Origin of the sequence: Mesorhizobium sp. B2-4-12 (genome assembly GCF_006441575.1) — a bacterium.
Classification (GTDB): Bacteria; Pseudomonadota; Alphaproteobacteria; order Rhizobiales; family Rhizobiaceae; genus Mesorhizobium.
The window spans coordinates 1-18802 of record NZ_VFVC01000044.1 but is presented as its reverse complement, the minus strand read 5'-3'; the positions used below and the strand labels follow the sequence as shown (position 1 = coordinate 18802).

24 protein-coding genes are annotated in these 18802 nt (G+C 63.6%); 10 read left to right on the top strand and 14 right to left on the bottom strand.

Annotated elements, in window-relative coordinates:
• Positions 1-15: 15 nt before the first annotated feature.
• The 5 genes from FJ934_RS22315 to FJ934_RS22295 all read left to right on the top strand — a co-directional run bounded on the left by FJ934_RS22315 (position 16) and on the right by FJ934_RS22295 (position 2715).
• Entirely contained in the window at positions 16-312 is a 297-nt protein-coding gene (locus tag FJ934_RS22315; protein WP_140612493.1) for a YciI-like protein, read from the top strand.
• A gap of 92 nt (positions 313-404) precedes the next feature.
• A complete protein-coding gene (locus FJ934_RS22310) occupies positions 405-830 on the top strand; it encodes an EVE domain-containing protein (protein WP_140612491.1) in 426 nt (141 codons plus the stop codon).
• Positions 785-1483: a methyltransferase gene (locus tag FJ934_RS22305; protein ID WP_181165723.1), complete on the top strand. Its 699-nt coding sequence runs from the start codon at positions 785-787 to the stop codon at positions 1481-1483. Before FJ934_RS22310 ends, FJ934_RS22305 begins: the two co-directional genes overlap by 46 nt.
• Positions 1484-1533: 50 nt before the next feature.
• Complete coding sequence (locus FJ934_RS22300) at positions 1534-1950, top strand: DUF1761 domain-containing protein (RefSeq protein WP_140612487.1); 417 nt, start codon at positions 1534-1536, stop codon at positions 1948-1950.
• 21 nt (positions 1951-1971) lie between these two features.
• On the top strand, positions 1972-2715 hold the full coding sequence (locus tag FJ934_RS22295; protein WP_140612485.1) for a glycosyltransferase family 25 protein: 744 nt from the start codon (positions 1972-1974) through the stop codon (positions 2713-2715).
• Positions 2716-2736: 21 nt separating this feature from the next.
• On the opposite strand, the gene gcvA is transcribed toward FJ934_RS22295, so the two are convergent.
• Positions 2737-3669, bottom strand: a complete 933-nt coding sequence (gcvA, locus tag FJ934_RS22290; protein WP_140612483.1) for a transcriptional regulator GcvA — start codon at positions 3667-3669, stop codon at positions 2737-2739.
• A gap of 167 nt (positions 3670-3836) precedes the next feature.
• On the opposite strand from gcvA, the gene FJ934_RS22285 reads away from it, so the two are divergent.
• Positions 3837-4076, top strand: coding sequence for a hypothetical protein (locus FJ934_RS22285; RefSeq protein ID WP_140612481.1), 240 nt, complete (start codon positions 3837-3839; stop codon positions 4074-4076).
• A gap of 102 nt (positions 4077-4178) precedes the next feature.
• Here FJ934_RS22285 and FJ934_RS22280 read toward each other — a convergent pair whose 3' ends face one another.
• Complete coding sequence (locus tag FJ934_RS22280) at positions 4179-4715, bottom strand: L,D-transpeptidase (RefSeq protein WP_181165727.1); 537 nt, start codon at positions 4713-4715, stop codon at positions 4179-4181.
• Between the two features lie 143 nt (positions 4716-4858).
• Here FJ934_RS22280 and FJ934_RS22275 point away from each other — a divergent pair, with 143 nt between their 5' ends.
• The gene (locus tag FJ934_RS22275) at positions 4859-5542 is read left to right on the top strand and encodes a response regulator transcription factor (RefSeq protein WP_140612477.1); all 684 of its coding nucleotides are present in this window, start codon (positions 4859-4861) and stop codon (positions 5540-5542) included.
• 121 nt (positions 5543-5663) lie between these two features.
• Entirely contained in the window at positions 5664-6125 is a 462-nt protein-coding gene (locus FJ934_RS22270) for a cyclic nucleotide-binding domain-containing protein (RefSeq protein WP_140612475.1), read from the top strand.
• A 72-nt stretch (positions 6126-6197) separates the two neighbouring features.
• Here the strand turns inward: FJ934_RS22270 and FJ934_RS22265 are convergent, their stop codons facing one another.
• The 8 genes from FJ934_RS22265 to tesB form a co-directional block, all read right to left on the bottom strand.
• Complete coding sequence (locus tag FJ934_RS22265; protein WP_140612473.1) at positions 6198-7004, bottom strand: exodeoxyribonuclease III; 807 nt, start codon at positions 7002-7004, stop codon at positions 6198-6200.
• 272 nt (positions 7005-7276) lie between these two features.
• The gene (locus tag FJ934_RS22260) at positions 7277-7957 is read right to left on the bottom strand and encodes an outer membrane lipoprotein carrier protein LolA (RefSeq protein WP_140612535.1); all 681 of its coding nucleotides are present in this window, start codon (positions 7955-7957) and stop codon (positions 7277-7279) included.
• Positions 7958-8091: 134 nt separating this feature from the next.
• Positions 8092-10749, bottom strand: coding sequence for a DNA translocase FtsK (locus FJ934_RS22255; RefSeq protein ID WP_140612471.1), 2658 nt, complete (start codon positions 10747-10749; stop codon positions 8092-8094).
• 204 nt (positions 10750-10953) lie between these two features.
• On the bottom strand, positions 10954-11235 hold the full coding sequence (locus tag FJ934_RS22250) for a hypothetical protein (RefSeq protein ID WP_140612469.1): 282 nt from the start codon (positions 11233-11235) through the stop codon (positions 10954-10956).
• Positions 11232-11480: a hypothetical protein gene (locus tag FJ934_RS22245; protein WP_140612467.1), complete on the bottom strand. Its 249-nt coding sequence runs from the start codon at positions 11478-11480 to the stop codon at positions 11232-11234. The genes FJ934_RS22250 and FJ934_RS22245 overlap by 4 nt, the downstream gene beginning before the upstream one ends.
• 79 nt (positions 11481-11559) lie before the next feature.
• The gene (locus FJ934_RS22240; protein WP_246671598.1) at positions 11560-12741 is read right to left on the bottom strand and encodes an ammonium transporter; all 1182 of its coding nucleotides are present in this window, start codon (positions 12739-12741) and stop codon (positions 11560-11562) included.
• A 205-nt stretch (positions 12742-12946) separates the two neighbouring features.
• Positions 12947-13285, bottom strand: coding sequence for a P-II family nitrogen regulator (locus tag FJ934_RS22235; protein WP_140612463.1), 339 nt, complete (start codon positions 13283-13285; stop codon positions 12947-12949).
• Positions 13286-13521: 236 nt separating this feature from the next.
• Positions 13522-14382: an acyl-CoA thioesterase II gene (tesB, locus tag FJ934_RS22230; protein ID WP_140612461.1), complete on the bottom strand. Its 861-nt coding sequence runs from the start codon at positions 14380-14382 to the stop codon at positions 13522-13524.
• A 99-nt stretch (positions 14383-14481) separates the two neighbouring features.
• On the opposite strand from tesB, the gene FJ934_RS22225 reads away from it, so the two are divergent.
• Complete coding sequence (locus tag FJ934_RS22225; protein ID WP_181165726.1) at positions 14482-15741, top strand: ubiquinone biosynthesis hydroxylase; 1260 nt, start codon at positions 14482-14484, stop codon at positions 15739-15741.
• 215 nt (positions 15742-15956) lie between these two features.
• On the opposite strand, the gene FJ934_RS22220 is transcribed toward FJ934_RS22225, so the two are convergent.
• The 3 genes from FJ934_RS22220 to FJ934_RS22210 form a co-directional block, all read right to left on the bottom strand.
• Positions 15957-16484, bottom strand: coding sequence for a hypothetical protein (locus FJ934_RS22220; RefSeq protein ID WP_140612457.1), 528 nt, complete (start codon positions 16482-16484; stop codon positions 15957-15959).
• 194 nt (positions 16485-16678) lie between these two features.
• Entirely contained in the window at positions 16679-17035 is a 357-nt protein-coding gene (locus tag FJ934_RS22215; RefSeq protein ID WP_140612455.1) for a YciI family protein, read from the bottom strand.
• Positions 17032-17259, bottom strand: a complete 228-nt coding sequence (locus tag FJ934_RS22210; protein ID WP_140612453.1) for a hypothetical protein — start codon at positions 17257-17259, stop codon at positions 17032-17034. The genes FJ934_RS22215 and FJ934_RS22210 overlap by 4 nt, the downstream gene beginning before the upstream one ends.
• A 221-nt stretch (positions 17260-17480) precedes the next feature.
• On the opposite strand from FJ934_RS22210, the gene FJ934_RS22205 reads away from it, so the two are divergent.
• Positions 17481-17906, top strand: a complete 426-nt coding sequence (locus FJ934_RS22205; RefSeq protein ID WP_140612451.1) for an OsmC family protein — start codon at positions 17481-17483, stop codon at positions 17904-17906.
• Positions 17907-18112: 206 nt separating this feature from the next.
• On the opposite strand, the gene FJ934_RS22200 is transcribed toward FJ934_RS22205, so the two are convergent.
• On the bottom strand, positions 18113-18736 hold the full coding sequence (locus FJ934_RS22200; RefSeq protein WP_140612449.1) for a DUF480 domain-containing protein: 624 nt from the start codon (positions 18734-18736) through the stop codon (positions 18113-18115).
• Between the last annotated feature and the right edge of the window lie 66 nt (positions 18737-18802).

The window sequence follows — 18802 nt, the reverse complement described above, 5'->3', positions numbered from 1 at the left end:
CCGGAGTTAGAGAGCATGCTGTTTGCGTTGATTTGCAAGGACAAGCCTGGCAGCCTGCAGCTGCGCGTCGATACAAGGCCGGCGCACGCGGCGTTTCTGGAAGGCCTGATCAGCGAAGGGAGGCTTGCCTTTGCGGGCCCCTTCCTCGACTCCGACGGCAAGCCGGACGGCAGCTTGGTGATGATCGAAGCGCCTGATATGGCCGGCGCGCAAGCCCTCGCGGCAACCGACCCCTATGCCAAGGCCGGTCTGTTCGAAAGCGTCGAGATCCGTGCGTGGAACTGGGTCTTCAAGAAGCCTGCGAGTGAATGATTGTTTGGTCGCGCAACCCCTCGTCGGGCAGGGTGCGGGGGCAGCGCCGACGCTATGGCGATATACTGTGACAACGGTAAGGAACCCCTGAGATGAACTACTGGCTGTTCAAGTCCGAACCCTCGGTCTTCTCCTTCGAGGCGCTGAAGGCCAAGGGCAAGGCCGGCACGCAATGGGACGGCGTGCGCAACTACGCCGCCCGCAACAACATGAAGGCCATGCAGATCGGCGATCTCGGCTTCTTCTACCATTCCAATGAAGGGCTGAACGTGGTCGGCATTGCCGAGGTCTGCGCGCTGGCCCACCCAGACACCACATCGGACGACCCGCGCTGGGAGTGTGTCGACATCCGGGCCTTCAAGGACGTGCCGACCCCGCCGACGCTGGCGGAGATCAAGGCCAATCCGAAGCTTGCCGACATGGCGCTGGTGCGGCTTGGACGGCTTTCCGTGCAGCCGGTGACCCCGGTGGAATGGAAGGAAGTCTGCCGCATGGGCGGCCTGACACCTGCCCCGTGACGGTGCTCACCCCGCACAGCGCCAGGCAGTTCATCCTCGACAACACGGCGCTGATGGCGCCGCCGCACGTGCCCGAGATCCTGCTTCATCTTGCCGATGAGGCGCACGATCTGTGGCTGCGGACCGAGGACGAGCTGGTCGAGATCGGACTGCCGCCGCCCTTCTGGGCCTTCGCCTGGGCCGGCGGCCAAGGCCTTGCCCGCTATGTCATCGACAGTCCCGGCGCGGTGCGGGGCAAGCGCGTGCTCGACTTCGCCTCGGGATCAGGCCTCGTCGCCATCGCCGCCGCCAAGGCAGGCGCGGCCGGGGTAACCGCCGCCGACATCGATCCGTTCAGCGAGACCGCGGTCCGCCTCAATGCACAGGCCAATGGCATCGAAATCGAATTCCTCGACACCGACTGCATCGGCGCCGATATGGGTTGGGACGTCGTGCTGGCCGGCGACGTCTTCTACGACAAGCCTTTCGCCGACCGGCTGATGCCTTGGTTTTCGGCGCTCAAACAGCGTGGCGCCGAGATTCTGGTCGGCGATCCCGGGCGGTCCTATCTGCCACGATCGGGACTGGAGCCGCTCGGTGTCTACGAAGTTCCGGTGACGCGGGCGCTCGAGGACGCCGAGATCAAGCGCACGACCGTCTGGCGACTTGCTTGACGCCGTCGCCGAACAGGCGTTTCCATAAAATCCGTATCGGAGGGGAATTCATGGATTTTTCCGCAGTGAACTGGCTGGCGGTGATTGCCGCCGCCATCCTCGCATGGCTGTTCGGCGCAGCCTGGTACATGGCTTTGAGCAAGCCCTGGCTGAAGGCTGCCAAACTCGACCCGGCGACGATGAAGAGATCGCCGCTGCCTTTCGTCATCAGCTTCATCGCCGAACTTGTCATGGCCTGCATCATGGCGCTGGTTGTCGGAGCGATGACCGGAGGCGAGCCGACATTGCTGGCCGGGCTTGTCTTCGGCTTCGTACTTTGGCTCGGTTTCGTCGCCACGACGCTTTCGGTCAACCACCGCTACGAGAATTTCGGCTGGGACCTGACCCTTATCGATGGCGGCCACTGGCTGGGCGTGCTGTTGATCATCGGCGCGGTGATCGGTTGGTTCGGCGCCGCGGCAGGCTGAACGGATGACGGTACATTGACGATGGCAGACGAGTCCGGATTTCCGCGCGACTTGGTGTTCACCCGGATCTGCCACGTCAAGCAGGGCTATGACGACCGGCGCCGCCACATCGTCCGCGAGTTCGAGCGGCGCGGCGTGCCCGTCTACTTCTACACGGACTGGGACCGGCCGGATATCACACCGGAGATACGCGACGAGTTGATCGCCCCAACCTTTACCCACCCGGCGGCCGTCTCGCTGGCGCTGAAACATGTCGGCATCTGGCGCGATTTTCTCGAGACCGACCTGCCCTATTGCCTGGTCTTCGAGGATGACGTCTTCCTCGCTCGCGGCTTCGTCGCCAAATTCCGGCAGGGGCTGGCCGAGCTCGGCGACCCCGCGCGCAAGGCCGTCATCTATCTCGGCAATGGCAGCAACTACTACACGCCGAGCTGGAAATTGCGCAGAGGTCAAAGGCTCTATCCCGCATTGCATGCCAGATGCGCCGATTCCTACCTCATCACCCGCCCAGTCGCCGAAGCCCGTTGCGCCTGGATCGCCCGCAATAAGATATCTACGGGAATCGACCACCAGATCGAACGGATGGACGAAGAACTGGGGATCGAAATGTTGTGGTTTGAGCGGCCTATCGCCGAACAGGGCAGCGAGAACGGCACCTTCCACACTTCCGTTGCCGGCAAACCACACCCGCTTCTGTATAAGAAATTGCAGTGGAACTGGAAAAAATACACCCGCATGATCTTCGGCCACAACGCCCGGTCGTGAGCGAAGGGTTGGTCGGCCGGCCTACGCCTTGTCCGTGGCGCGCGTCCTGGCCACCTCATCGAGGATCCATTCGCGGAAGGCGACGATGCGGGGATCGTCAGCCGTCGCCTTGGGATAGACAAGGAAGTAGGCGTATTCAGGGGCAACCTTGATGCTGAGCTCGAAGGGCCGCACCAGCCGGCCCTCGGAAAGGTCGTTTGCAACCATGGCGAAATCGGCGAGCGCGACGGCATTGCCGTCGAGCGCTGCCTGGACCGCATCCGTGGATGTGCCGAAGACGACAGTGCGGCTGTCGTCGAAATCGTTGATGCCGGCCGCAGCCATCCACATGCGCCAGTTCGGCCATGTCACGCCCTGACGCGTCCATTCGATATGGGCAAGCGTGTGCTGGAAGAGGTCGCGCGGCTCGCGCAGGGGCGGCCCCGACGTCAAAAGGCCCGGGCTGCACACCGGAATGATGATGTTGTCGAACAGGCGGTGCGCGCAAAGCCCGGGATATTTGCCGGCGCCGAAGCGGATGCCGACATCGACATCGTCGAGATCGAAATCGCGCAGCCCGTAGGCGATGTCGAACCTGAGCTCGATGCCTGGCCTTTGCTTGCGGAAATCCTCGACACGCCGCATCAGCCATTTCGCCGCGAACTGCGCGTCCAGCGTCACCTTCAGAAATTCCGTTCCGCGCGCCATCTTGCGCGCCCGCATGGCGGCCCTGCCGAGCAGGTCGAGCGCATCGGTCGCGGCTTCGAACAGCACCGTGCCCGCCTCCGTCAGCCGGATGGTGCGGCTGGTGCGCGTGAAAAGCACGATGCCGAGCTGATCCTCGATTTCCTTGATCTGATGGCTGACGGCGGCCGGCGTCAGGCCGAGTTCGTCGGCGGCGCGGGTGAAATTGAGGTGGCGGGCCGCCGCCTCCAGCGTCCTCAGCGCCCGCGTCCCCGGCAGCAGGGCCGCCATCAGCGCGTAAGCTCCGCGAAGCGGCCCATAGCGCCCCTCCCATCCTCAAAGAAAACTTGATAATCGGGAAAAAACTACTCGTTTCCTCCCCGGATTTCAATCAGGCATGATGTGAACATCGGAACACTGTCAAACCGGATTTGAAGCCCGGAAGAACGGATCACATCATGTCCCACATCGCTCTCCACCCTGCTTATGCCGCCCGGCCGGGCTGGCTATCGGCGGTCCGTGACTGGCTGCGTCAGGCCAGAGTGGCGGTCAGCCTTCCGCACCAGAATGTCGAGGACCTGTCCGACCGCCAGCTGCGCGACATCGGCGCTGGCCGCAAGGACATCGCCCGGGCCATGGACCGCGAGATCGGCCGGCTCGGCCTTCTCGACATCGGCTGGCAGCAGCCAAGAAGATAAGAGAGTAGGGCAGTAAGGCAATACGGCAGTAGGGAAAGCCAGGCCAGCAACGAAGACCCTTCTACTGCCCTACTGCCCTACTGCCCTACTGCCCTACTTGCCCTACCTCACCACCCGCATCACCGTACGATCCGACAGCAGCGGCAGCAGCCGCGCCATCGTGCGCGCGGTGACGGCGACGCAGCCTTGCGTCGGCGTGAAATCGGCGCGCGCCAGGTGGAAGAAGATGGCGCTGCCGCGTCCCCTGCGGCGCGGCGCGATGTTCCAGTCGAGCACGAGGCAGGCGTCATAGAGCCGATCGTCACGCCGCATGCGTTCATGGCTGGCGCAATAGGGAATCCTGACCGGACGGTTGTAGTTGCGGTCGTCTGGTACCTCGCACCAGCCGAGATCGGGGCCGATCGGCGCCATAGCCAGGCGGGTCTTGCGGCCGGCGGCAAACTGATCCCCCCGGAAATAGCCCGCCAGGATGCGCATCGAGCCAAGCGGCGTGGCGCCATCGCCTTCGCGCTTGTCAGCCGTGATGCCGCCGCGCCCCAATGCGCACGCAAACACCGTTTTTCCGGCCTGCAGCAGGCCCTGAGTTGGATGACCGGGCCTTGGCCGCACGGTCAGCACACGCAGCCCTTTCGGCAAAATTGCGCCAGCTGCATTGCGCGCGCGTTTTTTCTTGTATGATCGTGCCACGGAACAAATCACTGTGATCGGCTGTTGTGCCGATCAGCTTCCGCATAAATAGGCAGCGGTCAACAGAATTTCTTTTCAAAACAACGGATTGATCCATGACTTCACGCACCATCCTGATCGTCGACGACGATGACGACCTGCGCGGCACACTGGTCGAGCAATTGTCCCTCTACGAGGAATTCGACGTGCTGCAGGAATCGACTGCGGCAAAAGGCGTCACCGCGGCGCGCGGCGGCCTCGTCGACCTGCTCATCATGGATGTCGGCCTGCCTGACATGGATGGCCGCGAGGCGGTGAAGATCCTGCGCAAGGGCGGCTACAAGGCGCCGATCATCATGCTGACCGGCCACGACACCGATTCGGACACGATTCTCGGTCTCGAGGCCGGCGCCAACGACTATGTGACCAAGCCGTTCCGCTTCGCGGTGCTTCTGGCGCGCATCCGTGCGCAGCTGCGCCAGCATGAGCAGAGCGAGGATGCCACCTTCTCGGTCGGCCCCTACACATTCAAGCCCAGCCAGAAACTGCTCATCGACCCGCGCGGCGGCAAGGTGCGGCTGACGGAAAAGGAGGCATCGATCATCAAATATCTCTACCGCGCCGACCAGAAGGTGGTGACGCGCGACGTGCTGCTGGAGGAAGTGTGGGGATACAACTCCGGCGTCACCACGCACACGCTGGAAACCCATGTCTATCGCTTGCGCCAGAAGATCGAGCGCGATCCTTCCAATGCCGAAATTCTTGTGACAGAAAGCGGCGGCTACAAGCTGGTTCCTTAAACATTTCACTATCCAATAGGCGGTCTGGGCGGAGCCGCTTTCGGATACGATCCGGTTGGAGGGGGATTCTGGATCGTACCGCAGAGGAGGGACTGGACTGACCGTTCGGGGACACAGCTAGATGGCGCTGGATGACGACATCCGCATCCTGTCCGCCGTGAGGCTTTTCGAAGGCTTCACGCAGGAACAGTTGCGCCTGCTCGCCTTCGGCGCCGAAACCACTTTCTTGCAGGCCGACCACAAGCTTTATCGCGAGGACGACGTGGCCGACTCGGCCTATCTCGTCGTCAGCGGGCGTATCGTGCTCTATCGCGAGCAGAACGGTGGCGAGCGCATCCCGCTAGGCACAGTCGGCCCCGGCACGATGCTCAGCGAACTGGCATTGATCGCCGACACCAACCGGCTGACCAGCGCTTCGGCCGAAATCGACTCGGAAGTGATCCGGCTCAGCCGCAAGATGTTCCGCCGCATCCTGGAGGAATATCCGGAAGTGGCGGTGAAACTTCACCAGCGCATCCTGGAGGATTTTCAGGCCATGATCCGCCGCATCGAGCAACTGGCGCCGCGATTTACCGGCGATTGAAGGCGCGGCAAAGACAAAATCCTATCGAGCCAGCAGGACAGAGGCGCGTGGAGGATCGCTGTCTTCGGCAAGTCAATCCAGATCGAAGCGCGCGATGACAGGCACATGGTCCGACGGCCGATCCCAGCCACGTGCCGCCCTCAGGATCTCGTAGCCGGCGAAATCAGGCACCAGGTTTGGCGACGACCAGACATGGTCGAGCCGCCGGCCGCGATTGGAAAGCTCCCAGTCCTGCGCGCGATAACTCCACCAGGTGTAGAGCTTCTGTTCGAGCGGCACGTTGAGCCGCATGAGGTCGACCCAGTTGCCGGCCAGCCGCATCGCTTCGAAGTTCTCGGTCTCGACCGGCGTATGGCTGACCACGTTGAGCAGTTGCTTGTGCGACCAGACATCGTGTTCGAGCGGCGCGATGTTGAGATCGCCGACCAGGATCGAGCCCGACACCTCGTTGTGCTCGGCGCGGATGGCGTTCATCTCGGCGACGAAATCGAGCTTGTGCCTGAACTTCTTGTTGATCTCCGGGTCTGGTTCGTCGCCGCCCGCCGGAACGTAGAAATTGTGCAGCAGGATCGCTTTGCCGCCGGCCCGCACCGTCACCGACAGATGCCGGCTGTCCTCGATCTCGCAGAAGCGGCGCTTCTCGACCACCTCGATCGGCCGCCGCGCCACCGTCGCAACACCATGATAGCCCTTCTGGCCATGGAAGGCGATGTGCTGGTAGCCGAGCCTGCGAAAGGCCTTTTCGGGAAACAGTTCATCGGGGACTTTCGTCTCCTGCAGGCAAAGCACATCGGGCGCGTATTCATCCAGCAGGCGCTCGACGATCGGCATTCGCAGACGAACGGAGTTGATGTTCCAGGTGGCGATGGAAAAGGGCATGCGGCGGGTCCGACAAAGATCGAACTACTGCCAGCCGCGCGTCACAAAGACAAGTACTGCAACATCAGAGGCCAGCGCGGCCCTCATTGCCCTGCCGGGCATTTCTCCCCGTGAACGGCGAGCAGGAGGCTGGCCGCGACCTCGGCATCTTTCTGGCAGTGCCGGCAATTAAGCGAAACTGTCGGCGACTTCTCCTCGTTTACGGGAGAAGATGGAGGCAGCCAGATGAGGGGCAGCGCCGACGTCCAAAAGCTTTCCGCAGAGATTGCAGATTACCTGGTCTTGGTGTTGAGCTCGCGGTTCGCGGTATAGTCGATGGCGAAGGTGTCGGGGGCGAAACTGACGCCTTCCTTGGTGTTGAAGATCATCACCGTCGTGTCCTTGCCTTGCGCATCGGTAATCGTCCACTGGCGCAGGTCAAAGGTTTTCGGGTCGAACATCATGGTGATCCGCGCATTGCCGAACACCGATTTGTCGGCGAGTTGGATGGTGGTGAGGTCGTCCTCTTCCTTGACGCTCTTGACGCGGTCGCCCGACAGGTCGATCCGGTCGTCGAGCAGCAGTTTCAGCGGCGTTTTCGACAGCGGATAAAGGTCTGACGTGTTCAGTTTCTTGTTGAGGATGACCACCGACTTGCCGTCCGAAATCACCCGGAAATTCGACGCTCCGTCATAGTTGAAGCGAATCTTGCCCGGCCGTTCCAGAAAGAACTTGCCGCCGGTCTGCTCGCCCTTTGGGCCGAACTGGACAAATTCGCCGCTCATCGATTTGACCGCGGAAAAATGGTCGGCGATCTTCTGCGCGGCCGCCGGCACGGCAGCCTGCGCCGAGGCCAGCAACTCGAATCCAGGCACCACATTGAGGACTGCGGCACCCGCGAACACCAGGCCAAGGCCAAGCAGCCGGCGTCGGGTCGTGGCAAGATCGCTGAGCGCTGAAAGATCATTTTTCATATCGGTCACTCTCATCTGATTCCTGATTTAGTCGCTGTCCTGGACCCCCAGTTGGGCTGAAGTTTGGCGGGCCGAACGCTGCCCAGTCGCTTGAACGCGCCAGAGGGTTCAAAGTTGCTGTGGGTTTCCCGCCGTCAGAACTTATCCTCTTCGGTCGGCACCAGGATTTCGCGTTTTCCCGCATGGTTGGCCGGGCCGACAATGCCTTCCTTCTCCATCTTTTCTATGATCGAGGCGGCGCGGTTGTAGCCGATGCCGAGACGGCGCTGGATGTAGCTGGTGGACGCCTTGCCGTCGCGCAACACCACCCCGACGGCCTGATCGTAGGGGTCGTCGGAATCCTCGAAATTGCCGCCGCTACCGCCGCCGGAACCGCCCTTGCCGGACGGCTCGTCGTCATCTTCGCCGTCGTCCTCGGTGATGGCGTCGAGATATTCCGGCACGCCCTGCAGCTTCAGGTGCCCGACGATCTTCTCGACCTCGTCGTCGGAGACGAAGGGTCCGTGCACGCGCTGGATGCGGCCGCCGCCGGCCATGTAGAGCATGTCGCCCATGCCGAGCAGCTGTTCGGCGCCCTGCTCGCCGAGGATGGTGCGGCTGTCGATCTTCGACGTCACCTGGAAGGAGATGCGGGTCGGGAAATTGGCCTTGATCGTGCCCGTGATGACGTCGACCGAGGGGCGTTGCGTGGCCATGATGACGTGGATCCCGGCGGCACGCGCCATCTGCGCAAGGCGCTGCACCGCGCCCTCGATGTCCTTGCCCGCGACCATCATCAGGTCGGCCATTTCGTCGATGATGACGACGATATAGGGCATCGGCTCGAGATCGAGATCCTCGGTCTCATAGATCGCCTCGCCAGTCTGGCGGTCGAAGCCGGTCTGCACCGTGCGTGAAATCTTCTCGCCTTTTTTCTCCGCCTGTTGGACGCGTGCGTTAAAACCGTCGATATTGCGCACGCCAACCTTGGACATCTTGCGGTAGCGGTCCTCCATCTCCCGCACAGTCCATTTCAGCGCCACCACCGCCTTCTTCGGATCGGTGACGACCGGCGTCAGAAGATGCGGGATGCCGTCATAGACGGAAAGTTCCAGCATTTTCGGATCGATCATGATCAGCCGGCATTCCTGCGGTGTGAGCCGGTAGAGCAGCGACAGGATCATGGTGTTGATGGCGACCGACTTGCCCGAGCCGGTGGTGCCGGCGACCAGCACGTGCGGCATCTTGGCGATATCGACGATAACCGCCTCGCCATTGATGGTCTTGCCCAGCGCCAGAGCCAGCTTGGCCTTGGTCGTCTCGAAATCGCGGCTGGCCATGATCTCCCTGAGATAGACCGTCTCGCGCTTCGCATTCGGCAGTTCGATGCCGATGGCGTTGCGACCGGGCACGACCGCGACGCGGCAGGCGATCGCGCTCATCGAGCGGGCGATGTCGTCGGAGAGGCCGATGACGCGCGACGACTTGATGCCGGGCGCCGGTTCGAGCTCGTAGAGGGTGACGACCGGGCCGGGGCGAACGGCAATGATCTCGCCCTTGACGCCGAAATCCTCCAGCACGCCTTCGAGCAGCCGCGCATTCTGTTCCAGCGCATCCTTCGACAGGCTCGGGTCGCGCGCCACGTTCTTCGGTTCCGACAGGAAGTGCAGCGACGGCATCTCGAACTTGTCCGAGCCGATCAGCGACGTCTGCGCCTCGCGCTGGACGCGCGCGCCGGGCGCCGGGCGCGGCGCCGGCGCCTCGACGCGGGTGGCGGCGTCGGAACGGAACTGCTGCACCCTGGCCGTGGGGGCCGCACGGCGCTGGGCGACAGGCTCGTCGTCGAAATCCATGTCTTCGCCGTCGCGGCCGAAGACGTCGTCATCGTCCGGATCGACGGAAACGCTGCGGTCGTTGACCATGGCGGCGAAGAATTCCGGCTCGACGCGGGCGCGGCCGTCCTGGCTCATCCGCTGCTCGGCGAACTCGGCCGATTCGACCCGTTCGGCGGCGCGGCGCCAGGCGCTGGCGCGCGGCTGCATCTCCGGCTCGTATTCGTCCCGCTCCTGTCTGCGGCGCACCGCGCGCCGGTGCATCCAGGCGCGGAACGAGAGCCACCAATGGGTGATGGCGCCGAGCGCCAATATGCCTTCGTCGCCCTCATCCTCGTCATTGTCGAACAAAAGCTCGTCCTCGCGCGGATCGGCCGCCGGCTCCTCCATGACGGCGAAGCCGTTCTTGCGTCCGATCAGCGCCGAGCCATAGGCGAACAGCCAGAGCGCCGGTGCTGCCAGCAACACGGCGAGCACGCTGGCGATCAGCCCGGTCGGATAACCGCCGGTGAGGATGCCCGGAATCTTGAGCACCATGTCGCCGAACACGCCGCCGAGGCCGGTGGGCAGCGGCCAGGTCTTGGGTGGAACGATGCAGCCGGCGATCGCGGCGGCGAGCAGCGCGAAGCCGAACCAGAACAGCCCGCGCTTGGGCAGCCTGTCGACGCCGCGCGCCGAAAACAGGAGGTATCCCCAGATCACCGCCGGAACCAGCGCGGCAACCGCGGCGAGGCCGAAGAACTGCATGGCAAGGTCGGAGAACACCGCGCCGGCATAGCCCATGGCGTTGGTGACGGTGTTGTTCGTGGCGTGCGAGAAGCTTGGATCGGCAACGTTCCAGGTGGCGAGGCTGGCGACCCCGAAGACCACAGCCAGGAACAGGCCGGCGCCGACCAGCCGGCCGACCTGGCGCCGCGCGAAAGCCTGGATGCCGTGCCCCGTATCGGTCAGCGCGAGCGGTGCTGAAGCCCCTGAACGCATGCTCTTCCCCGTCAGTGATTGCCTGGCCCGGGCGCATGACGCACTCCGGCAGATTCGAGGGCCAGACTATGCGTGGGAAGGTTAAGGGCGCATTAACTATAAGGCCGCCGATGGTTACCCCTTACAGAGAACTTCTGGGCCTGGCACCCGCAGAAAGTGGCGGGCGCCCTGGCCCGCCATCCGTTCGGGTGGATCAGGCGGCGCTTACTTGCTGGCGCCGCCAAGGGCGCGCACATTGGCGCAGAACTCGGCATGCGGCTTGCTCATCGCCGCGTCGTTGCACTCCTTCATCATGGCGTCCTGCTTTTCCTTCGGCATGGCCATGAAGGCCGCCTTGAATTCTTCCATGGGCTTCATGGTTTTCATGCTGGAATCGGTAAAGAAAGGCGACATGTCGACCGGACTGTCGAGAGCGCCGCCAGCCAAAGCCACGCCGCTGATCATGGAAAGTGCCAGTGCCCCGAGGCAGATATTCTTGAGGTTCATGAAAAATTCCTTCCCTGTGTTGTACAGACGAACGCCAGGACGACGATCGCCTCCACAGTTCGAGCCGAAGCAGTGGATGTTTCTTTCAAAAAATCTTTCTCACGCCAACGTGATTGCGCGAATCCAGGCGCGGCCGGAACGAATTTCTCAAAAAAGAGGCCCGGATGCGATCCGGGCCTCAAGGCGTGAGTTCCTTGCGGAGCGTCACGACGGGATTCTTTTTCAGGCAATTCCGGGAAAAGCATGCAGCGCTTCATCGCCCGGAAATGCGCTGAGATATGGCCGGCGGGAGGAGGATCCGTCGGCCCTTTGGCGAGGCGGGCCTTACGGCACCACCTCGCCATGCTGGGTGACGTCGAGGCCTTCGATTTCTTCCTGGCTCGATGGACGCAGGCCGACGAGCGCCTTGACGATGTAGAGGATCACGAAGGTGACGATCGCAGTCCACAGAATGGTGAAGACGATGCCATAGAGTTGGGTGGCGACCGATGCGCCCTTGCCGAGCGCGTTGATGGCCGGATCGGCGAGCGCGCCGGTGAGCAGCGCACCCACGATACCGCCGACGCCATGCACGCCGAAGGCGTCGAGCGAGTCGTCATAGCCGAAAATATGCTTCACCTTGACCGCCGAGATGTAGCAGACGACGCCTGCGACGATGCCGACGACGAAGGCGCCCGTCGGGTTGACGAAGCCGGAAGCGGGCGTCACCGCGACCAAGCCGGCGACGGCACCCGAGATGATGCCGAGCACCGATGGCTTCTTGGCGACGAACCATTCGGCGAACATCCAGGCAAGCGCCGCCGCCGCGGTCGCGACCTGCGTGTTCATCATGGCCGCGCCGGCAAGCCCGTCCGCAGCCAGTTCCGAGCCGGCGTTGAAGCCGAACCAGCCCACCCACAGCAGTGAAGCGCCGATCACCGAATAGACCAGATTGTGCGGCGCCATGTTGGTGGTGCCGTAGCCTTCACGCTTGCCCAGCACCAGTGCGCAGACCAGGCCCGCGACACCGGCGTTGATGTGGACGACCGTGCCGCCGGCAAAGTCGAGCACGCCCGCCGTGCCAAGGAAGCCGCCGCCCCACACCCAATGCGCGATCGGCGCGTAGACGAACACCAACCACAGCGCCATGAAGATCAGCAGCGCCGAGAACTTCATACGCTCGGCGAAGGCGCCGGCGATCAGCGCCGGCGTGATGATGGCGAACGTCATCTGGAACATCGAGAAGACGAATTCGGGAATGTTGGCCACACCCGGCGCCCACAGCGTCGCGGTGGTGATGCCGTGATGGAAGAACTTCGAGAAGCCGCCGAGATAGGCATTCATGCCGCCACCGTCGGAGAAGGCCAGCGAGTAGCCGAACATGAACCAAAGCACCGTCACCAAACAGGTGATGGCGAAGCTTTGCATGATCGTGGCGAGCACGTTCTTCTTGCGCACCATGCCGCCGTAGAACAGCGCCAGGCCTGGAATCGTCATCATCAGCACGAGCGCCGTCGAGGTCAGCATCCAGGCGGTGTTGCCGGTGTCGAGCACCGGGGTCGGGGCGGCGGCCGGCGCGGCCGCCGCGGCGGCGGGAGCGGCCTCTTGGGCGAAGGCGGCGACCGTGCCCAAGGCTGCGAGAGTGAGCGTACCCAAAAGGGCCGCCCGTCCCGTCGTCTTTAAGGTGGAAGAAATATTCATTGAACTCTCCATTGGAATACGTGTCCGGCGCTTAGAGTGCGTCGCTGTCTGTTTCGCCGGTGCGGATGCGCACCGCCTGGTCGATGCCGAAAACGAAGATCTTGCCGTCGCCGATCTGGCCGGTCTTGGCGGCTGCGGTGATGGCCTCGACGGCCTTGTCGGCCATGTCGGCGCTGACCGCGACCTCGATCTTGATCTTCGGCAGGAAGCTGACCGCGTATTCCGCCCCGCGATAGATTTCCGTATGCCCCTTCTGACGCCCGTAGCCTTTGACTTCGGTGACGGTCAGGCCCTGGATGCCGACGGCGGTAAGCGCTTCGCGCACCTCGTCGAGCTTAAACGGCTTGATGATTGCCATCACGATTTTCATAAGGTTTCACCCTTTGCTGTTGCGGTGCCCCGCGTTTGCACGACTGCACCGATCCCGAGGAGCCGGAGAGTGCCCCTAGGGATTCAAGCTCCGTGCCAAGTGCCGAAGCAGCATGTTAACCTGTTGTAAACAAAGGAAATGGATGGGCCGCATCCAGCAGGTGCCGGAGCCTGCGGCATGCCGCATGCTTAAAATTTATGCAATTTTTTGGAAATGCCTATTTCGCCGGCTTCCGATCAACGCTTGAGCCGGATCAAACCTTCCTGGGCCATCGAGGCGATCAGCGTGCCGTCGCGTGCATAGAGCATGCCGCGGCTGAAGCCGCGCGATCCCGAGCTCGACGGGCTGTCCTGCGCATAGAGCAGCCACCCGTCGAGCGAATGCGGCCGGTGGAACCACATCGAATGGTCGAGGCTCGCCGCCTGGATGTCGGGATCGAACAGGCCGCGCCCATGCGCGAAAGTCGAGGTATCGAGCAGCGTCATGTCCGAGAGATAGGCGAGCAGCACCGATTGCAGCGCGCGGTCGTCGGGAACCGGTCCCGCGAGACGGATCCAGACATTCTGCCGGGGCGGCAGCTTGTCGCGGCTCTCATAGTGTTCGAGGTTGACCGGCCGCAGCTCCAGCGGCCGCTCACGCGCCCAGAACCGTCGAACGGCTTCCGGCACCCGGTCGGCCGTTTCGAGCAGCTGACGCTGCGTCTTCAGTCCTTCCGGGGGCGGCACGTCGTCGGGCAGCGCGAATTGATGCTCCAGTCCCTTCTCGTCGACCTGGAATGAGGCTTCCAGCGAAAAGATCGCCTGTCCGTGCTGGATCGCAAGCACGCGGCGAGTGGTGAAGGAGCCGCCATCGCGGATGCGGTCGACTTCGTAGATGATCGGCACCTTGATGTCGCCCGGCCGCATGAAATAGCCGTGCAGCGAATGCACGAAGCGGTCGGGCTCCACCGTCCGCTGCGCCGCCACCAGCGCCTGGGCGATGGTCTGGCCGCCGAACACGCGCTGCCACTCCACCTGGGGGCTGCGACCACGGTACAGATTGTGTTCCAGCCTCTCGAGGTCGAGAATGCGTAGAAGCTCGTCCATGGCCGCCGTCATGTTTTGTGACCTCGCCTCAAAATTGCTATGGCGGTTTCCGACAGGAACAACGAGCCGTCAAGGGCGCAAGCCCAGGTCGGAGCGCAAGGAGCCAAGATGATGGAACGCAAGGCCGACGCCAAGACCCGATCGGGGCTCGACGTTCTCGTCGCCGGCGCCGGCTATGTCGGGCTGGCCGCCGCCGTCTCGGTCAAGCAGGCGCGGCCCCACCTTGCCGTGGCACTGGTCGACGCCGCGCCCGCCGGTGCCTGGCAGCGGGATGGCCGTGCCTCGGCCATCGCCGCGGCCGCCTGCCGCATGCTCGACCAGCTTGGCGTCTGGGCCGTGATCGCCCCCCAGGCGCAGGCGATCACCGAGATGATCATCACGGATTCGCGCAGTTCCGATCCGGTGCGCCCGGTCTTCCTGACCTTCGGCGGCGAGGTGGCGCCGGGCGAACCCTTCGCGCATATGGTGGCCAACAGGGCGCTGAACGGCGCCTTGCGCGCCAGCGCCGAAAAACTCGGCATCGACATCATAGAAGGCGTCGCGGTGCAGGGTTTCGAAACCAGTGGCCCCGGCATATCCGTGCATCTGGCCGACGGTGCCATGCTGACGGCGCGGTTGCTGGTCGCCGCCGACGGCGTCAATTCCAGATTGCGCGACATGGCCGGCATCAAGACGGTGAAGTGGGAATACGGCCAGTCCGGCATCGTCTGCACCGTGGCGCATGAACGCCCACACCATGGACGCGCCGAAGAACATTTCCTGCCCGCCGGCCCCTTTGCCACGCTGCCGCTCAAGCCGGACGAGGACGGCACCAACCGCTCGTCGATCGTCTGGGTCGAGCGCACGCCCGATGCCGCGGCGCTGGTGTCCGGCGACGATCTCGTCTTCGAGCAAGAGCTCGAGCGGCGCTTCGGCCTGAAGCTCGGAGAAATCCGCGTTGCCGACAAGCCGCGCGCCTGGCCGCTCGGCCTCACGCTTGCGCGCGCCTTCGTGGCGCCCCGCATCGCGCTCGCCGGCGACGCCGCCCATGGTATCCACCCGATCGCCGGCCAGGGCCTGAACCTCGGCTTCAAGGATGTGGCGGCACTTGCCGAGGTGATCGTCGAGGCGGACCGGCTCGGCCAGGACATCGGCGCGCTCGACGTGCTGGAGCGCTACCAGCAGTGGCGCCGTTTCGATACGGTGCAGATGGGCGTCACGACAGATGTGCTGAACCGGCTGTTTTCCAACGACATCAGCCCGCTGCGCACCGCCCGCGACATCGGCCTCGGCCTGGTCGAGCGCATGCCGCGCTTGAAGGATTTCTTCATCCGCCAGGCATCGGGGCTATCGGCCAACACGCCGAGGCTGTTGCGAGGCGAGCCGATCTGATCGCCTGGCAATTGGCCGAGGCCTACACGACGCCGTCATCCACGGGCGAAGCGGACGTGCAGACCCGAGGATCCGTTCCGTGACATTGGTCGAAGAATGCAGCCGAGCACAATTCTGCACCGCTGCACCGCTTATAGGTAACGGAATGGATTCTATGGTCTGCGCCGCATCGCTTCGCTCCTTGCTCCGCCATGGAATGACGAGAAGGTGGGCCCTCAGTTCACCTCGAACCCAAGCTTCTGCCGCAACCTCAACATCCGCTGGTCGGCGACCTTCACGCTTTGCCCGCCGCCCTGGGCGACGCGGTTCAGCATCCTGAGCAGGTCTTCCCGTTCATTCGGGTCGAGACGCTCACGCAGGAACGGCGCCAGCTTGTCGATGACGAGTGTGGTGTCGTCGATCTGTGACGCCGCCCATTTGGCGTATATCACCGCTTCGTCCGCCTTCTTCTTGTCGGCGATGCCAGAGATGACTTCGCGGATGACGGCCTCGCGCTGCGGCAGGACAGGCTCGTTCTCCGAGACGATCGATGTGATCAGCGTCGCGGCGGCCACTACTGGATCGTCGATCGCCGTCAGCGGCGACAGCGCCGCCTGCTTGCGCAGCTTCTTGCGCCGGATGTTGCCTTGCACGCGCCCGACGACATCGGCAACCTCGCGCGCGGCGTCGTTCATGGCCTTCATCCGGTAATACCACAATGCCGCCGCTCCCAGCACGCCAAGGATAGCAATCAGGAAAGGCATGCCGAAATCCCCCAAAATCCCGGCGACGATAGGAGAACTCGAGACTTGCTTCAACACGCAAAAGTTGCGTCAGGTGAAGAAATTTCGTGTCCGCGCTGGCAGTGCCGTCAGGGCTCAAGGCTGCTTCGCCGAGTTCCTTCCCAACTTCCGGACGGCAGGACAGAGGGGATGCTGTCGCCAGCATCCGGCATCTCCTATGATCCCGGTATGTCGTAGATCGCCCGCACCTCGATCGTACCGATCTCCGCCAACGGAATCCCGGCGGCGATGTCCAGCGCTTCATCGAGATTGTCGGCCTCGACCATGACGAAGCCGAGCAATTGTTCCTTGGTTTCAGCGAATGGTCCGTCAGTGACCAGCCTCTTGCCTTTGCGCCGCCGGACCGCCTTCGATGTCTGCACCGATTGCAGCGCCTGCGCGACGATCAGCTTGCCCTCTTGGTCCAGGGACCTGTCATAGGCGAGCGAATCGGCGTTGAGCTTGGCCCCACGCTCCGGGGTCAGCGCATGGAGGTCCTTTTCCTCACCATAGACCAGACAGACATATTTCATTTCCGGCTCCCGTGCTGCGACGAATCATAGGACGCCGTGGCGGGCGTGTCAGCCTTGCCCTCGACCGCCGCTGCTTGGTCGAGAAGGCAGGCTGCGGCCGCGATGATGGCGACGGCCGCAAGCAGCCGGCCGAAACCGGACGCCGGCGGGTCCAGCCAGAAGCCGTCTTGTCGCCAGGGCCTGCGGCGCCGTTCGTGCCAAAGCGCGAAAACCAGATTGTCCATGTGAACCTCCATCCGGCCACAAGCTTCGCGGCCGCCCGCAGGACGGCGGGACCGGATGGAAGCCGACATTTTCGCACGCGCATTTTTCAGAAAAAATTTTGCCACGGGCGCCGATGCCGCGGTTTCCGCCGCGATGGCGCGATGGCCTTCCCATGCGTCCGCGCTATAGTTGGAAGGAACGCTGGCGCCGGGCCGGCGCAAACGAGGCCAAGGAGACCACCATGGACCGCACCGCAACCGCCGTCTGGAAAGGCAATCTGAAAGAGGGAAAGGGCACGCTCGACAGCCAGAGCGGGACGCTCAAGGGCACGCCCTATTCGTTCAAGGCGCGCTTCGAGGATGAAAGCGGCAAATCCGGCACCAATCCGGAAGAGCTGATCGCGGCCGCCCACGCCGGTTGCTACGCCATGCAGCTTTCGCATTTCCTGGCGGAGAACGGCACGCCCGCCGACGAACTCGATGCCAAGGCCGTGGTGACGCTGGTTCCAGGCACCGGCATCACCGGCAGCGCCATCACACTGGTCGGCAAGGTGCCGGGCATCGATGCGGCGAAGTTCAAGGAATTGGCCGAGAAGGCCAAGGCCGAATGCCCGGTCTCCAAGGCGCTCGGCGCCATAAAAGTGTCGCTCGACGCCAGGCTGGAGTGATTTGCGTTCTATTTGCCGAGATCGCGTTCCTTCGCACCCCCCTCTGCCCTGCCGGGCATCTCCCCCACGAGGGGGGAGATTAGCGGCTCGGTCGCTGGCGCTTCTCTTTCAACGTCGGCGATTGGCGAAAGCCGGCGTACATCTGATCTCCCCCCTCGTGGGGAGATGCCCGGCAGGACAGGCGCCTCGCGCCAACCTCCAGTGAACTAGCCGCCCAGCGCCTCTATCTTGGCCCGCAGCGTCGCGACCTCTTCCTCAAGCGCCCGCACGCGGGGTTCGAGATCGGTATCTTGCACCGGCGGTTGCCAGGGCGTGGCGGCGGCCTGCATCTCGACCGGCCCGCTCATGAGATGCACGTAGCGATCTTCGCGCTGTCCCGGCCCGCGCGGGATTTCCTGGACCAGCGGCGGCCTGCGGCTGATCAGCATGTCGAGCTCAGCGCGCAAATCCTCGATCGACGAAAACCGCGCCATGCGCTCGGCTCGCGCCAGGAGCTCATGCGCAGTCTGGGGTCCGCGCAGCAAGAGCAGGCCGAGCAACGCGGTCTGCGGCGTGGTCAGCGAGAAGCGCTGCGCCATCTGATGCTCGTAGCGCTCGACGCGCGAGCCGAACATCTGCCGCACCAACCCCTTTTGCTCAAGCAGCTTCAGCGCCCGGTGTACCTCGGTCTGCTCCAATGCCATCACCGGCTCGCGTGCCGTCTTCTGGTTGGCGGCGGCCAATGCCGCGTTCAACGTCAGCGGATAGACATCCGGCGTCAGTTCCTTCTTCTCGATCAGGCAGCCGAGCACGCGGGCTTCGCTGGCTGAGAGGATGGGGAGATCGGTCATTGGGTTGCTATCCTTGCTAAGGTCGGAGGGACAGCGCCCCCCTCTGTCCTGCCGGACATCTCCCCC

Coding starts and splice junctions, on each gene's coding strand:
- FJ934_RS22305 (WP_181165723.1), top strand. CDS start 785: ATGGAAGGAAGTCTGCCGCATGGGCGGCCTGACACCTGCCCCGTGACG.
- FJ934_RS22200 (WP_140612449.1), bottom strand. CDS start 18,736: ATGACCGATCTCCCCATCCTCTCAGCCAGCGAAGCCCGCGTGCTCGGC.
- tesB (WP_140612461.1), bottom strand. CDS start 14,382: ATGACGGCGGCCATGGACGAGCTTCTACGCATTCTCGACCTCGAGAGG.
- FJ934_RS22205 (WP_140612451.1), top strand. CDS start 17,481: ATGGACCGCACCGCAACCGCCGTCTGGAAAGGCAATCTGAAAGAGGGA.
- gcvA (WP_140612483.1), bottom strand. CDS start 3,669: ATGGCGGCCCTGCTGCCGGGGACGCGGGCGCTGAGGACGCTGGAGGCG.
- FJ934_RS22315 (WP_140612493.1), top strand. CDS start 16: ATGCTGTTTGCGTTGATTTGCAAGGACAAGCCTGGCAGCCTGCAGCTG.
- FJ934_RS22270 (WP_140612475.1), top strand. CDS start 5,664: ATGGCGCTGGATGACGACATCCGCATCCTGTCCGCCGTGAGGCTTTTC.
- FJ934_RS22255 (WP_140612471.1), bottom strand. CDS start 10,749: ATGCGTTCAGGGGCTTCAGCACCGCTCGCGCTGACCGATACGGGGCAC.
- FJ934_RS22295 (WP_140612485.1), top strand. CDS start 1,972: ATGGCAGACGAGTCCGGATTTCCGCGCGACTTGGTGTTCACCCGGATC.
- FJ934_RS22250 (WP_140612469.1), bottom strand. CDS start 11,235: ATGAACCTCAAGAATATCTGCCTCGGGGCACTGGCACTTTCCATGATC.
- FJ934_RS22220 (WP_140612457.1), bottom strand. CDS start 16,484: ATGCCTTTCCTGATTGCTATCCTTGGCGTGCTGGGAGCGGCGGCATTG.
- FJ934_RS22260 (WP_140612535.1), bottom strand. CDS start 7,957: ATGAAAAATGATCTTTCAGCGCTCAGCGATCTTGCCACGACCCGACGC.
- FJ934_RS22225 (WP_181165726.1), top strand. CDS start 14,482: ATGGAACGCAAGGCCGACGCCAAGACCCGATCGGGGCTCGACGTTCTC.
- FJ934_RS22245 (WP_140612467.1), bottom strand. CDS start 11,480: ATGCTTTTCCCGGAATTGCCTGAAAAAGAATCCCGTCGTGACGCTCCG.
- FJ934_RS22275 (WP_140612477.1), top strand. CDS start 4,859: ATGACTTCACGCACCATCCTGATCGTCGACGACGATGACGACCTGCGC.
- FJ934_RS22240 (WP_246671598.1), bottom strand. CDS start 12,741: ATGCTGACCTCGACGGCGCTCGTGCTGATGATGACGATTCCAGGCCTG.
- FJ934_RS22265 (WP_140612473.1), bottom strand. CDS start 7,004: ATGCCCTTTTCCATCGCCACCTGGAACATCAACTCCGTTCGTCTGCGA.
- FJ934_RS22235 (WP_140612463.1), bottom strand. CDS start 13,285: ATGAAAATCGTGATGGCAATCATCAAGCCGTTTAAGCTCGACGAGGTG.
- FJ934_RS22215 (WP_140612455.1), bottom strand. CDS start 17,035: ATGAAATATGTCTGTCTGGTCTATGGTGAGGAAAAGGACCTCCATGCG.
- FJ934_RS22285 (WP_140612481.1), top strand. CDS start 3,837: ATGTCCCACATCGCTCTCCACCCTGCTTATGCCGCCCGGCCGGGCTGG.
- FJ934_RS22310 (WP_140612491.1), top strand. CDS start 405: ATGAACTACTGGCTGTTCAAGTCCGAACCCTCGGTCTTCTCCTTCGAG.
- FJ934_RS22210 (WP_140612453.1), bottom strand. CDS start 17,259: ATGGACAATCTGGTTTTCGCGCTTTGGCACGAACGGCGCCGCAGGCCC.
- FJ934_RS22300 (WP_140612487.1), top strand. CDS start 1,534: ATGGATTTTTCCGCAGTGAACTGGCTGGCGGTGATTGCCGCCGCCATC.